The sequence below is a fragment of the Pseudomonas sp. I8001 genome (genome assembly GCF_013385345.1).
Classification (GTDB): Bacteria; Pseudomonadota; Gammaproteobacteria; order Pseudomonadales; family Pseudomonadaceae; genus Aquipseudomonas.
In genome coordinates, this window is sequence record NZ_JACAQC010000007.1 from 173561 (window position 1) to 187612 (window position 14052).

A 14052-nucleotide genomic window follows, 5' to 3' on the forward strand; every position below is an offset into this window, starting at 1 on the left:
CGAAGGGGCCATTAGCCTCACTACATCCCGTGCTGCTTCATCAACCGCGCATAACTGCCATCCACTTTCATCCTGGCAATCTCCCGATCAAACCCGGCAACAATCTGCTGATGCTGAGGATTTTTCAGGCTAACCAGAATGTGCAGGCTGTTTTCGCTCAGCGGCACCGGCAAAAACTCCACCGCGTTGCGCACGGTGGCGGACTCCCGAGCCAGGTAGTAGCGGGCGACGAATTCGTCCTCCAACGTCAGCCGCACCCGCTGCGCCGCCAGCATGCGCACGGCCATGGCGAAGTTATGCACCGGGACTTTCTGCAATTGCGGATCGGCATCGAACGCCGCTGAATAGGCATAGCCACGCACCACCGCGACGGGGTAGTCGTGCAACTGCTCCAGGTTCTGGTAGTCGATGGGATCGTCGCGGCGCTTGAGAAACAGCACCCGGTTGAGCAGGTATTCACCGGAAAACTGCCCCAACTGAGTACGCGCATCGTCGTACCAGGCGTTCACCAATACGTCGTAACGCCCATCGCCCACACCCATCAGGGCGCGGGCCCAGGGCACCTGTTCAAACTCACTGGCGTAGCCGGCACGGGCCAGGGCGGTGGTCACGATGTCGGTGGCCAAACCACCATTGACCAGGGTGGCGTCAGTGAACGGCGGCCAGGCATCCGCCACCAGTCGCAAGCGTTCTGCCGCCACCGCCTGGGCCAGCAACAACAAACCGATCAAAGCAACGGCACGAGAAAATCGCGGCATGCTCAAGTCCTTGGCGGGCATTCTATGGCCTGACCTCTGGGGCAACCCGAGGATTTAACAGTAGCTCATCAATGAGCCTGTACTGCAGATTACACAAAGACGGCAGCGTCGCATGCAGAGAATGATGGCAAATTGATCTCACTCACAAAAAAACCGCAATTTAGACACTCGCCTCCCGCGCGCTTACTATCCTGACCAGACAATCAGCCGAGAGAACACCATGACAGTCGAATGGGTCTGCAAACACCACAGTGACCTGGGCAAGGAGCAGCTGTACGCCATTTTGCGCCTGCGCTCGGAGGTCTTCGTGGTCGAGCAGAAATGCGTGTACCAGGACATCGACGGCCAGGACCTGGACGGTGATACCCATCACCTGATGGCCTGGGATGATGGTCAACTGCAGGCCTACCTGCGCCTGCTGGATCCTGAATCACAGGGTGGTGATGTGGTGATCGGCCGGGTGATCGTTGCGCCGAGCGCGCGGGGTACCGGGCTGGGCCACCAGATGATGGATGAGGCCCTCAGGCAGGCAGAGAAACAGTGGCCCGACGTGCCGATCTATCTGTCGGCCCAGGCGCATTTGCAGGGGTATTACGGGCGGTACGGGTTTGTGGTGGCGGGTGAGGAATACCTGGAGGATGACATTCCACATATAGGCATGCGCCGGGCATGAGGGGCCTCTTCGCGAGCAAGCCCGCTCCCACATTTGACCGAGTTCCACCTTTGGAATGCGGTCGAATGTGGGAGCGGGCTTGCTCGCGAAGGCGTCAGCCCGGTCACCACAAGCCTTCAGGGGTAATCCAACACCTGTTTAATGCTCGCCAGGTTCGCCTCGATCCAGCGCCGATCAATCGCGCCCCAATCACGAATCCGATAGCGCCCGGCATGATTGCGGGCGCCGTCTTCCTGTTCAAACTCACACACGATATCCAGGTCCGCCAACGCCGCAATCGTGTCCTGTGCAGTACGCCGGGGCATGCCCGTCACCTCGGTCAGTGCCGGCACGCTGCTGGCCAGCTGGCTATCAATCAGGTACGCCACATACAGGCGCCGGTAGAAGCTGCTTTTGGTCTTGCTCACATCCATGCTCGATCGCCTTTGAAGGTCAGGGCTTGCCCTGCAGGTCCCGCCAGGTCAGGTACACCCGCAGGTCGAATTCCACCTGATGGTAGCCCGGCAACATGTATTCACAGAGTTTGTAGAACGCCTTGTTGTGGTCCGATTCCTTGAAGTGCGCCAGTTCGTGTACCACGATCATGCGCAGAAATTCCGGCGCGGCTTCCTTGAACAGCGAGGCGATACGGATTTCTTTCTTCGACTTGAGGTTGCCACCCTGCACCCGAGAGATGGTGGTGTGCAGGCCGAGGGCGCGGTGGGTCAGGTCCAGGCGGTTATCGAACAGCACCTTGTCGATGGCCGGGGCGTTGCGCAGGTGTTCCTGCTTCAGGGCCTGGGCGTAGCTGTACAGCGCTTTGTCGCTCTGCACACCATGTCGCTCGGGGTAGCGCTGAGTCAGGTAGTCGCCGAGTTGGTCCTTGGCAATCAACTGGCGCACTTGCTCCTGCAATGCTGGGGGGTAGGCCTGGAGGTACTTCAGCGCGGTCATGGGGTCAACAACGGGTATTTGAATGGGCGCCAGTGTAGCGAATTCAGCGGGCCGCTGCGCGCAGGCGCCAGTCGGCAATTTCATCCGCGATCAACGGCGGCGCCACCTGCGGGCCCTGGATGAACTGGCAGCCGTTGGCCTTGAGCCACTCAACTTGCTCCTGGGTCTCGACGCCTTCGGCAATCACCAGCAGATCAAAATGCCGGCACAATTCGATAATGCTGCGCGCCATCGCCGCGTCCCGGGATGAACCCGGCAGGCGGGCGATCAGCTTCGGGTCGAGCTTTAGGGTGTCGAATTCCAGGTCCCGCAGGTGGGCCAGGGAGCAGTTGCCCGCGCCGAAATCATCCAGGGCAATCCGCACGCCGGCCCGGCGCAACAGCTTGAGCTGCTTGGTGGACTCATCCAGATTGTGCATCAGGCTTTCTTCACTGATCTCCACCTCAAGCTGCCGGCCTTGCAACCCATGTCGCTCCAGCACCTGCTGCAGCTGGCTGGCCAGGTTCGGCATATTGAACTGGCTGCTGCTCAAGCTCACGCTCAGGACCAACTCATCGCTGAACACCCCTGCCCATGCCTGCCGCTGGGCGGCCACCTGCTGGTAGATCCAGGTGCTCAACTGGCTGATCAGCCGCGCCTCTTCGAGCAACGGCAGAAACAGCCCCGGCGGCACATCGCCGACACTCGGGTGCTGCCAGCGCAGCAGCGCTTCGACGCCCCGCAGATGGCCGTCGTGCAACGACACCTGCGGCTGGTACACCAGGGTGAAATCCTTGCTGTCGATGGCGCTGCGTACGCTGTCTTCGAGCATCAGGCGCGAGCGGGCCCGGCCGTTCATTTCCTGGTCGTAGTAGCGATATTGCTGACGCCCGGCGCGCTTGGCCTCGTACATCGCGACGTCGGCCGCGCGCAGCAGGCCGTTGAGGTCCGAGCCGCAGTCCGGGAAAGTGGCGATGCCGATACTGACGCCCAGCATCACATCCAGACCGTCGACCTGCTGACAGATCGACACCCGTTCGATCAGTTTTTCCGCAATCTTGGCCGCCTGCTCCGGGAATTCCAGCTCCAGCAGCGCGGTGAATTCATCCCCGCCCATGCGCCCGAGAATGTCGTAGGAGCGCAGGCACGCCTTCAACTGTTCCGAGACCCAGCGCAGCACGCGGTCTCCGGCGTCGTGGCCGAGGGAATCGTTGACCCGCTTGAACCCGTCCAGGTCCAGGTACAGCAGCACCAGCGACTGCTCGTTACGCTCGCTGCGCAACAGCACATTCTCCACCGACTGGTGAAACCCACGCCGATTGAGCAGGCCCGTCAGCGGGTCGGTGACGGCCTGGAACTCCAGTTGCTGATGCAGATGGCGCACCTCGGACATGTCCAGCACCGTGACCACCATGGCTTTCTGCTCGGCCGGCAGCGGGGCGCACGACATCGCCACGGGCAACTGCTGGCCGGGCGCGGTGCGCAAGATGGCGTCGTGCAGGCGCCAGGTTTCACCACGTTTGTAGCCTTCATACAAGGCAGAATCGGACCACCCAGGCACATGGGGCTTCTGTAGGAAGCCCAGGAACTCGGCACCCTGGATCTCAGCGACCGGCGCATTGATCAGCCGCGAAATCGCCGGGTTGGCGTAGCTGATCACGCCGTCTTCGCCCACCACCAGGATGCCTTCGGCGGCATTGTCGAGCACCGAGGCATTGAAGGCCCGGGCCGATTCCAGATCGTGACTCAGGCGCTGCAAGGCACGGCGGTTGCGCTGGTGCTCCAGCAGGGCCTGGACCTTGGGCTTGAGGATATTCGGGTCGAAGGGTTTCAGCAGGTAGTCGATCGCGCCGCTGGCATAGCCTTCCAGAATCGCCGCTGGCGATTGGGCGTGAGCGCTGAGAAAGATGATCGGGGTCATTTGTGTGCGCTGGCTGCCGCGCATCAGCCGGGCCACCTCGAACCCGTCCATGCCGGGCATCATCACATCCAGCAACACCAGGTCGACGTCGTGTTCGAGCAGCAATCCCAGGGCTTCCACCCCGGAGGCCGCCGTCACCACATGCCAATCTTCACGCTGCAATAGCGCACGCATGCTGATCAGGTTTTCGGGATAGTCATCGACCACCAAAAGCACTGAACAACCATCGCGAGGCTTGATTGGAGCGCATTCCATTGCTGCTTCTCTTTCGTCGGAGTCATTCCGGTCATTTTTGCGACAAAACCGGATAAACAATAAGGGCTCACTCTAGCCCTGGATCCCATAAAGCAGAAGCCACGACGGTGCCATCATTGCGCCAAAGCCCAGACAACCGACTAACGGTCAGTGCCTACAGCCCGCGGTTTACGGGAAACATGGCTTTTTGACATTTCATTGGCGCCAACAATCCGCCACAAAGCCATTAACAATCCATTTCGAGCCACCTATAAAGAAAGTGCCGGCTCCCGAGCCAAGGCCTTCTCTCCCCGTTAAAGGCGTATTCAATGATTGATCTGTCCACCTGGAACCTGAGCATCCCCGTCGGCTCCCCGCCCTCGACCATCGACACGCCGAAACTGCTCAGCGGGTTCAAGGACCAATACTTCCAGGCCGAAGGCAGCAGCGTGCAATTCTGGACCCCGGTCACCGGCACGCGTACCGAGAACGCCGTTTACCCTCGCAGCGAACTGCGGGAAACCTACGCCGACGGCCGCCTGCGTAACTGGCTGTACAGCGACGCCGACAATTTCCTGCGTGCCACGTTGGCGGTCAACAAGGTGCCGTCGTCCGGCAAGGTGGTGATCGGTCAAATCCACGCCTACGAAAGCCAGAAGCCACTGATCAAGGTCGAATACCAATACAAGGAAAAAACCCAGACCGGCAACATCGTCGCCAAGGTGCGCATGCGCCCTGACGAGTCGGAAGGCCGGGTGATCATCGTCGCCGAGAACGTACCGCTGGACCGCGACTTCACCTATGTCATCCACCTGAACAAGGCCGGATTGTTGAGCGTCGACGCTGCCAATGGGCAATGGAACGAACGCATCGGCGCTGCGTGGGGCAAACAACCGCTGTACTTCAAGGCCGGTGCCTACGTGCAGGACAACAGCGGCAACAGCAAGGAAGGCGCCCGCGTGACGTTTGCCAAGCTGGACATTGACCACGACTGAAGCTGATTCGCTTCAGCGACCGGTCCCACGACGCTTTAGGACAGAACCGCGACCCAGGGTCTCGACTTTCTTGTAGGACAATCCGAGTATGGCGCCGCGCACGCGCACTACCCCCTACAAGAAAGTCATGGAGACTGCCCAATGCCCTTTTCCCGCACCCTGCTAACCCTCTCTATGGGCATGGCACTGCTGCAAAACCCGGCCTTTGCCGCCCCGCCCCTCTCGATGGCCGACGGGGTGGCCCAGGTCAATATCCAGGACAGCAACGCCTGGGTCGAAATCAACAAGGTCGCCTTCGAAAACAATATCCGCACCCTCCAAGCCAGCCTCGCTGACAAGTCGAAAATCTGCGCCGTGCTCAAGGCGGATGCCTACGGTCACGGCATCGGTTTACTGATGCCCTCGGTGATCAAACTGGGCGTGCCCTGCGTCGGCATCGCCAGCAACGAAGAAGCCCGCGTGGTCCGTGAAAGCGGCTTCAAGGGCCAACTGATCCGCGTACGCACCGCCGCCCTGAGCGAGCTGGAAGCTGCGTTGCCGTATAACGTCGAAGAGCTGGTGGGCAATCTGGACTTCGCCGTGCGCGCCAGCCTGATCGCCGAAAACCACGGCCGCCCACTGGTCGTGCACCTGGGCCTGAACTCCAGCGGCATGAGCCGCAACGGTGTGGAAATGACCACCGCCCAGGGCCGCCGCGACGCCGTAGCCATTACCAAGGTGCCAAACCTGCAGGTGACGGCGATCATGACCCACTTCGCCGTTGAAGACGCCGCCGACGTGCGCACCGGCCTCAAGGCGTTCAACGAACAAGCCAACTGGCTGATCAACGTCGCCCAGCTCGACCGCAGCAAAATCACCCTGCACGCCGCCAACTCCTTCGCCACCCTGGAAGTGCCCGAGTCGCGGCTGGACATGGTTCGTCCGGGCGGCCTGCTGTTTGGCGATACCGTACCGTCGTTCACCGAATACAAGCGGGTGATGCAGTTCAAATCCCACGTGGCGTCGGTCAACAGCTACCCGAAAGGCAACACCGTAGGCTACGACCGCACCTACACCCTGGCGCGGGATTCGAAACTGGCGAACATCACCGTGGGTTATTCCGACGGCTATCGCCGAGCGTTTACCAACAAAGGCATCGTGCTGATCAACGGGCACCGGGTGCCGGTGGTGGGCAAGGTGTCGATGAACACCCTGATGGTCGATGTCACCGACGTGCCGACCGTGAAGAGCGGCGATGAGGTCGTGTTGTTCGGCAAGCAGGGCGCGGTGGAGACCAGCCAGGCGGAGGTTGAAGACATCAACGGTGCGTTGCTGGCGGATCTGTATACGGTGTGGGGTAACTCGAATCCGAAGGTGCTGGTGGAGAACTAAGTCTCCTCACATCTCGTAGGCACTGTCCTATGGACCCAAGGATCATTCGGTGATTAACACAATCAATTAAACAACACTTATCCCTGTGGGAGCTGGCGGTGCGACGATTCGACTTGCCCGCGATGGCGGTGTATCAGCCAACTTATTCTTCGACTGGCACACCGCCATCGCGGGCAAGTCGAATCGTCGCACCGCCGGCTCCCACAGGGGTTCTGTGTCCTACAGGGCCGTTGCGGTGAATCGGAGCGCCGCTTATAGTTCGCCCCGTCGCCGGCATTGAACGGCGATAGGGTTTCGCAGCCCTACAGAGTTAATACCGTACCCGTCAAAATACGACATAGGCAGTCCTGCCAATGCTCGGCTTTTTATGGCGGTTGTACGTGGGAGACCTTCGGGTCTGCCGGGTCTTAACTCCTCGGTCTGCGAACCCGCGTACAGCTGCCACCCTATTTGTTTCGCAGCAAACGGTGGCCAATTTTCTTTTGAGTTAAGGATTTGCCATGAAGCCACAACTCCCACCCCGCCGTTTCACCCCTTGCACCGAAACAGCCACCGAATACCCCGTGCTATTGATCGACAGCGATGCACCACTCACGGACCTGCACGCCTGCCTGCGTGAACGCCTCAACGCCGCCCTCGAACACCTCAACTTGATGGCCTGCTCCAGCCTGCCCGATTTTGCGGAGCGTGACCTGAACCACGTAACCAACACCGCCCGCATCCTGGTGCAGGACGTAAGCGACGTATTCCGCGTCATCGAATACCGCGGCTTCGACACCCCCGCAGCCGCCTGATCAAATTTCAGCCACAAAAAAGCCCGCATCGCTGCGGGCTTTTCATTAACGCGTAAGGCTTAGTTGACCTTGGCGTTCAACTCACCTTTCAGGTAACGCTGGTACATCGCTTCCAGGGAGATCGGCTTGATCTTCGAAGCGTTGCCCGCAGTACCGAAGGCTTCGTAACGTGCGATACATACATCACGCATGGCCGTCACGGTAGCGCCGAAGAATTTACGTGGGTCAAATTCGCTCGGGTTCGTGGCCATCAGGCGACGCATCGCACCGGTGGAGGCCAGGCGCAGGTCAGTGTCGATGTTGACCTTGCGCACGCCGTACTTGATGCCTTCGACGATTTCTTCAACCGGCACGCCGTAGGTTTCTTTGATGTCGCCGCCGTACTGGTTGATGATCGCCAGCCACTCTTGCGGTACCGAGGAAGAACCGTGCATCACCAGGTGGGTGTTCGGGATGCGCTTGTGGATTTCCTTGATGCGGTCGATGGCCAACACGTCGCCGGTAGGTGGCTTGGTGAATTTGTAGGCGCCGTGGCTGGTGCCGATGGCGATGGCCAGGGCGTCAACTTGGGTCTTTTTCACGAAGTCAGCAGCTTCTTCCGGATCGGTCAGCATTTGGCTGTGATCCAGCACGCCTTCGGCGCCGATGCCGTCTTCTTCACCGGCCATGCCGGTTTCCAGGGAACCCAGGCAGCCCAGCTCGCCTTCAACCGAAACGCCGCAGGCGTGAGCCATGGCCACGGTTTGTTGGGTGACGCGTACGTTGTATTCGTAGTCGGTCGGGGTCTTGCCGTCTTCGCCCAGGGAACCGTCCATCATTACCGAGCTGAAGCCCAGCTGGATGGAGCGCTGGCACACGTCAGGGCTGGTGCCGTGGTCCTGGTGCATGCACACCGGGATGTGCGGGAATTCTTCGATCGCGGCGAGGATCAGGTGACGCAGGAACGGGGCACCGGCGTATTTGCGCGCGCCGGCCGAAGCCTGGACGATCACTGGAGAGTCAGTCTTGTCAGCGGCTTCCATGATGGCGCGCATCTGCTCAAGGTTGTTGACGTTGAAGGCTGGAACGCCATAGCCGAATTCGGCTGCGTGGTCCAACATCTGGCGCATGCTGATAAGTGCCATTGTGAGTCTCTCTCCCGGTCGAGGGTCGTTAATCGTGCAAGCCTGCCGTAGCGGCGGCTGCTATTCAAGTTATTGAAGGTCAGGCTTTCAAAGCCTGCCCTGCTTAATCGTTAAACCTGTCTGTAGGACCCGGCTTGCCGGCGATGGCGGCTGACGCTATCGCCGGCAAGCCGGCTCCTACGGGTGATCGCGGCGTGTTATTGCGCTTTACAGCCACGCCCGATCAAATCATCGGTGGCAACCCAGTAAACCAGGCCTTCCTCACCTTTTGTGTGAAACGCCAACTGGCCGTCGCTGTACAGCACGCCCGAGGCCGCCACATCCTGCTTGAGGCGATACACCTGGTCCGAGCCGCCGAGGCGCACATCCACCTGGGTGCGGGCCTGGTCGGCAAATCGCCAGTTGACTTGCGCCTGGCTGTCACACGTCCAGGTGGTCCACTTGTCTGCCGGCTCTGCCTTCTTGTCGAACATGTTCAGGTTGGTGCATCCGGCCAATAACGCCAGTGCCGCCAGGGCGAAAACGCCTTTCATTGCCAATCCTCAAGCGGCGACCTGCGGCCACCGCGGCTGTCGGTTAGTGAATCAGACCCGTCAAGGGCAACCCTGTTCCTGACCGTTGGGCGCAGAGTCGTATTTCTCCAACCCGTCCGGCCCGATGCGCTTGTTGATCACCGGCATGGTTTCGGCTTGCCAGTCAGCCTGATAGCAACTCTTTTGCCGAGCCGCCCCGGCCTTTTCAGACTCGGGCGCCGCTTTCGGCGTGCTGCCGCAGCCGGCCAGCAGGCCCGCTGCAATCACCAGTGCCAACGACCTGATCATCGGAATGCTCCTTTTCCTCAGCAAGTGCCTTATCCCTTGGCCCGGCTTTCCAGCACTTCGACAGCCGGCAGTACCTTGCCTTCAACGAATTCGAGGAACGCACCACCCCCCGTAGAAATGTAGGAGATCTGGTCAGCAACGCCATATTTATCGATGGCCGCCAGGGTGTCGCCACCGCCAGCGATGGAAAATGCCGAGCTTTCAGCGATGGCGTGGGCCAGCACTTTGGTGCCGTTGCCGAACTGGTCGAACTCGAACACGCCGACCGGGCCGTTCCACAGGATGGTCTTGGACGACTTCAGCAGTTCAGCGAAGTTGGCTGCCGTTTGCGGGCCGATGTCCAGGATCATGTCGTCAGCGGCAACGTCAGCGATCAGCTTGACGGTGGCTTCGGCGCTTTCAGCGAATTCCTTGGCCACCACCACGTCTACCGGCAGCGGCACGCTGACCTTGGCGGCAATGGCGCGGGCAGTGTCCAGCAGGTCCGGCTCGTACAGCGATTTGCCCACCGGGTGACCGGCAGCCGCCAGGAACGTGTTGGCAATGCCGCCGCCGACGATCAGCTGGTTGCAGATCTGGCTCAGGCTGTTCAGCACGTCGAGCTTGGTGGACACCTTGGAGCCGGCAACGATGGCGGCCATCGGTTGGGCCGGAGCGCCGAGGGCCTTGCCCAGTGCGTCCAGTTCAGCCGCCAGCAACGGGCCAGCTGCGGCAACTTTGGCAAACTTGGCCACGCCATGGGTCGAACCCTCGGCACGGTGAGCAGTACCGAAAGCGTCCATCACGAACACGTCGCACAGGGCAGCGTATTGCTGGGCCAGTTCGTCGCTGTTCTTTTTCTCGCCCTTGTTGAAGCGCACGTTTTCGAACAGCACGATGTCGCCAGCCTTCACGTCCACACCGTTCAGGTAGTCGGCTACCAGCGGCACGTCGCGGCCCAGGGCCTTGCTCAAATATTCAGCTACAGGCTTGAGGCTGTTTTCTGCCGAGAATTCACCTTCGGTCGGACGACCCAAGTGGGAGCAGACCATCACGGCCGCACCTTTTTCCAGGGCCAGCTTGATGGTCGGCAGCGAGGCCAGGATTCGCGCATCGCTGGTGACAACACCGTCCTTGACTGGGACGTTGAGGTCTTCGCGGATCAGTACGCGCTTACCTTGCAGATCGAGGTCGGTCATCTTCAACACGGTCATGGGGGGCAATTCCTGAGAGCTAAAGTTGTGGAGAGGCTGTTTGCAGATAGTGTTCTGCAACGTCCAGCATTCGGTTGGCAAAACCCCATTCGTTGTCGAACCAAGCCAGGATGTTCACCAGCCGTGGGCCGGAAACGCGGGTCTGGCTGGCATCGACGATGGCCGAATGCGGGTCGTGGTTGAAATCACAGCTGGCGTGCGGCAACTCGGTGTAGGCCAACAGGCCTTTGAGCGGGCCGCTGGTGGCGGCGTCGCGCAGGATCCGGTTGACTTCGCCGGCATCGGTGTCGCTGACGGTTTGCATGGTGATGTCCAGGCAAGACACATTCACCGTCGGTACCCGTACGGCTTTGGCCTGGATTCGCCCGGCAAGTTCCGGCAACAGTCGCTCGATACCGCGCGCCAGGCCGGTGGACACCGGAATCACCGACTGAAACGCCGAACGCGTACGGCGCAGGTCTTCATGGTGGTAAGCGTCAATCACCGGCTGATCGTTCATTGCCGAGTGAATGGTGGTGATCGACACGTATTCCAGGCCAATCGCCTGGTCCAGCAGGCGCAACAGCGGCACGCCGCAGTTGGTGGTGCAGGAGGCGTTGGACACCAGCAATTCGGCACCGGTCAGGCAATCCTGGTTCACGCCGTAGACGATGGTGGCGTCGACATCCGCCTCGCTGGCCATCGGCTGGGAAAACAGGACCCGTGGTGCGCCGGCGTCGAGAAACCGCTGGCCGTCGGCACGGGTGTGATAGGCACCGGAGCATTCCAGCACCAGGTCGACGTCCAGCGCCGCCCAGTCGATGCCCTCAGGGGTGGCACTGCGCAGGACCTTCACGCAGTTGCCATTAATATGCAGACAATCGTCCTCGACCCGCACTTCGCCGGGGAACCGGCCGTGGGTGGAGTCAAAGCGTGTCAGGTATTCGATGCTGGCCATGTCCGCCAGATCGTTGATCGCGACAATTTCAAACCCGGCCGCCGGCCCTCGCTCGAACAGAGCACGCAAGACGCAACGACCAATCCGGCCGTAGCCGTTGAGTGCAACTTTGTAGGGACGCGGTTGAGGCATGGGGTTCTCGCATTGTGGGCGACACAAACCATTGTAGGAGCGAGCTTGCTCGCGAAGAACCCGAGAGCGCCGCGTTAAACCAGAAACGCTGCGATATCGTTGACGATCTTCGCGAGCAAGCTCGCTCCTACAGTGGATGCGGCAACCAAAGGGTCACCGCGTTCGAGCTTTTAGTCTTCCAGCAGCTCTTCAGCCTGACCCAGGATGTTTTCCAGGGTGAAACCGAACTCTTCGAACAACGCTGGCGCCGGCGCCGACTCACCGTAGGTGGTCATGCCGATCACGCGACCTTCCAGGCCCACGTACTTGTACCAGTAGTCGGCGTGAGCCGCTTCGATGGCGATACGTGCGCTGACCTGCAACGGCAACACCGATTGCTTGTAGTCGGCGTCCTGGGCTTCGAAGACGCTGGTGCACGGCATCGAAACCACACGCACGTTACGACCGGCGGCAGTCAGCTTGTCGTAAGCCTGAACCGCCAGGCCCACTTCGGAACCGGTGGAGATCAGGATCAGTTCCGGCTCGCCGATGCAGTCTTTCAGCACGTAGCCACCACGGCTGATGCCTTCGATCTGCGCCGCGTCGCGGGTTTGGTGCTGCAGGTTCTGACGGGAGAAGATCAGCGCCGAAGGACCGTCCTTGCGCTCGATTGCGTGCTTCCAGGCCACAGCCGACTCGACTGCGTCCGATGGGCGCCAGGTGTCCAGGTTCGGCGTGGTGCGCAAGCTGGTCAATTGCTCGACCGGCTGGTGCGTCGGGCCGTCTTCGCCCAGGCCGATGGAGTCGTGGGTGTAGACGAAGATCACACGCTTTTTCATCAACGACGCCATGCGTACGGCGTTGCGCGCGTATTCCATGAACATCAGGAAGGTCGCGCCGTAAGGCACCAGGCCGCCGTGCAGGGCGACGCCGTTCATGATGGCGCTCATGCCGAACTCGCGCACGCCGTAGTACATGTAGTTGCCGCTGGCGTCTTCCGCCGAGACACCTTTGCAACCTTTCCACAGGGTCAGGTTGGAACCGGCCAGGTCAGCCGAACCGCCGAGGAACTCAGGCAGCAGCGGGCCGAACGCGTTCAGGGTGTTCTGGCTGGCTTTACGGCTGGCGATGGTTTCGCCCTTGGCCGCCACTTCGGCAATGTAGGCCGAGGCTTTTTCAGCGAAGTCGGCAGGCAGGTCACCGGCCAGGCGGCGAACCAGTTCGTTGGCCAACTCAGGGAATTCGGCGGAGTAGGCCGCGAAACGCTGGTCCCACTCGGCTTCGACCGCCAGGCCGGCTTCCTTGGCGTTCCACTCGGCGTAGATGTCAGCCGGGATTTCGAACGGGCCGTGGTTCCACTTCAGCGCAGCGCGGGTCAGGGCGATTTCCGCGTCACCCAGTGGGGCGCCGTGGCAGTCTTCTTTACCTTGCTTGTTCGGCGAACCGAAGCCGATGGTGGTCTTGCAGCAGATCAGGGTCGGCTGCTCGCTCTTGCGGGCGGTGTCGATGGCGGTCTTGATCTCTTCAGGATCGTGGCCGTCGACGTTGCGGATCACCTGCCAGTTGTAGGCTTCGAAACGCTTTGGCGTGTCGTCGGTGAACCAGCCTTCGACTTCGCCGTCGATGGAGATGCCGTTGTCATCGTAGAAGGCAATCAGCTTGCCCAGGCCCAGGGTACCGGCCAGGGAGGCGACTTCGTGGGAAATGCCTTCCATCATGCAGCCATCACCGAGGAACACGTAGGTGTGGTGGTCGACAATGTTGTGGTTCGGGCGGTTGAACTGCGCGCCCAGGACTTTTTCAGCGAGGGCAAAACCCACGGCGTTGGCCAGGCCCTGGCCCAGTGGACCGGTGGTGGTCTCAACGCCAGGGGTGTAGCCGTATTCCGGGTGGCCCGGGGTGCGGCTGTGGATCTGGCGGAAGTTTTTCAGGTCGTCGATGGTGACGTCGTAGCCGGTCAGGTGCAGCAACGAGTAGATCAGCATCGAGCCGTGGCCGTTGGACAGGATGAACCGGTCACGGTCGGCGAACGACGGGTTGCTCGGGTTGTGTTTCAGGTAGTCACGCCAAAGTACCTCGGCGATATCCGCCATGCCCATCGGGGCACCGGGATGGCCGCTGTTGGCTTTTTGCACGGCATCCATGCTGAGGGCACGAATGGCGTTGGCACGCTCACGACGGCTGGGCATCGCTGATCTCCTGGAGGTT

14 protein-coding genes are annotated in these 14052 nt (G+C 60.8%); 4 read left to right on the forward strand and 10 right to left on the reverse strand.

Going from position 1 to position 14052, the window contains the following annotated elements:
- Positions 1 to 20: 20 nt before the first annotated feature.
- Positions 21 to 758: an ABC transporter substrate-binding protein gene (locus HX839_RS05285; protein ID WP_102605038.1), complete on the reverse strand. Its 738-nt coding sequence runs from the start codon at positions 756 to 758 to the stop codon at positions 21 to 23.
- Positions 759 to 978: 220 nt separating this feature from the next.
- Between HX839_RS05285 and HX839_RS05290 the strand changes: the two genes are divergently transcribed.
- The gene (locus tag HX839_RS05290) at positions 979 to 1431 is read left to right on the forward strand and encodes a GNAT family N-acetyltransferase (protein ID WP_003216885.1); all 453 of its coding nucleotides are present in this window, start codon (positions 979 to 981) and stop codon (positions 1429 to 1431) included.
- A gap of 116 nt (positions 1432 to 1547) precedes the next feature.
- Here the strand turns inward: HX839_RS05290 and HX839_RS05295 are convergent, their stop codons facing one another.
- The 3 genes from HX839_RS05295 to HX839_RS05305 are packed head-to-tail and all read right to left on the reverse strand — an operon-like array spanning position 1548 to position 4519.
- A complete protein-coding gene (locus tag HX839_RS05295; protein WP_003216883.1) occupies positions 1548 to 1844 on the reverse strand; it encodes a helix-turn-helix domain-containing protein in 297 nt (98 codons plus the stop codon).
- 19 nt (positions 1845 to 1863) lie between these two features.
- Positions 1864 to 2364 (reverse strand): M48 family metallopeptidase, encoded by a 501-nt coding sequence (locus tag HX839_RS05300; RefSeq protein WP_003216881.1) that lies wholly within the window; start codon positions 2362 to 2364, stop codon positions 1864 to 1866.
- Between the two features lie 43 nt (positions 2365 to 2407).
- Positions 2408 to 4519, reverse strand: a complete 2112-nt coding sequence (locus HX839_RS05305) for a bifunctional diguanylate cyclase/phosphodiesterase (RefSeq protein WP_177066828.1) — start codon at positions 4517 to 4519, stop codon at positions 2408 to 2410.
- Positions 4520 to 4827: 308 nt separating this feature from the next.
- Here HX839_RS05305 and HX839_RS05310 point away from each other — a divergent pair, with 308 nt between their 5' ends.
- The 3 genes from HX839_RS05310 (at position 4828) to HX839_RS05320 (ending at position 7658) form a co-directional block, all read left to right on the forward strand.
- Complete coding sequence (locus HX839_RS05310) at positions 4828 to 5493, forward strand: polysaccharide lyase family 7 protein (RefSeq protein ID WP_003216876.1); 666 nt, start codon at positions 4828 to 4830, stop codon at positions 5491 to 5493.
- 141 nt (positions 5494 to 5634) lie between these two features.
- Entirely contained in the window at positions 5635 to 6864 is a 1230-nt protein-coding gene (gene alr / locus HX839_RS05315; protein ID WP_177066829.1) for an alanine racemase, read from the forward strand.
- A 500-nt stretch (positions 6865 to 7364) separates the two neighbouring features.
- Positions 7365 to 7658, forward strand: a complete 294-nt coding sequence (locus tag HX839_RS05320; protein WP_177066830.1) for a fructose-bisphosphate aldolase — start codon at positions 7365 to 7367, stop codon at positions 7656 to 7658.
- Between the two features lie 59 nt (positions 7659 to 7717).
- Here the strand turns inward: HX839_RS05320 and fba are convergent, their stop codons facing one another.
- The 6 genes from fba to tkt form a co-directional block, all read right to left on the reverse strand.
- The gene (gene fba, locus HX839_RS05325) at positions 7718 to 8782 is read right to left on the reverse strand and encodes a class II fructose-bisphosphate aldolase (protein ID WP_003177554.1); all 1065 of its coding nucleotides are present in this window, start codon (positions 8780 to 8782) and stop codon (positions 7718 to 7720) included.
- 197 nt (positions 8783 to 8979) lie between these two features.
- Positions 8980 to 9315 carry an MliC family protein gene (locus HX839_RS05330; RefSeq protein ID WP_003216869.1) on the reverse strand — a complete coding sequence of 112 codons (336 nt, stop codon included), beginning with the start codon at positions 9313 to 9315 and terminating at the stop codon, positions 8980 to 8982.
- A 60-nt stretch (positions 9316 to 9375) separates the two neighbouring features.
- Complete coding sequence (locus HX839_RS05335) at positions 9376 to 9603, reverse strand: hypothetical protein (protein WP_008434073.1); 228 nt, start codon at positions 9601 to 9603, stop codon at positions 9376 to 9378.
- A gap of 29 nt (positions 9604 to 9632) precedes the next feature.
- Positions 9633 to 10796: a phosphoglycerate kinase gene (locus HX839_RS05340; protein WP_003216867.1), complete on the reverse strand. Its 1164-nt coding sequence runs from the start codon at positions 10794 to 10796 to the stop codon at positions 9633 to 9635.
- Positions 10797 to 10815: 19 nt separating this feature from the next.
- Positions 10816 to 11865: an erythrose-4-phosphate dehydrogenase gene (epd, locus tag HX839_RS05345; protein WP_008434077.1), complete on the reverse strand. Its 1050-nt coding sequence runs from the start codon at positions 11863 to 11865 to the stop codon at positions 10816 to 10818.
- 170 nt (positions 11866 to 12035) lie between these two features.
- Positions 12036 to 14033, reverse strand: a complete 1998-nt coding sequence (gene tkt, locus HX839_RS05350; RefSeq protein ID WP_177066831.1) for a transketolase — start codon at positions 14031 to 14033, stop codon at positions 12036 to 12038.
- Between the last annotated feature and the right edge of the window lie 19 nt (positions 14034 to 14052).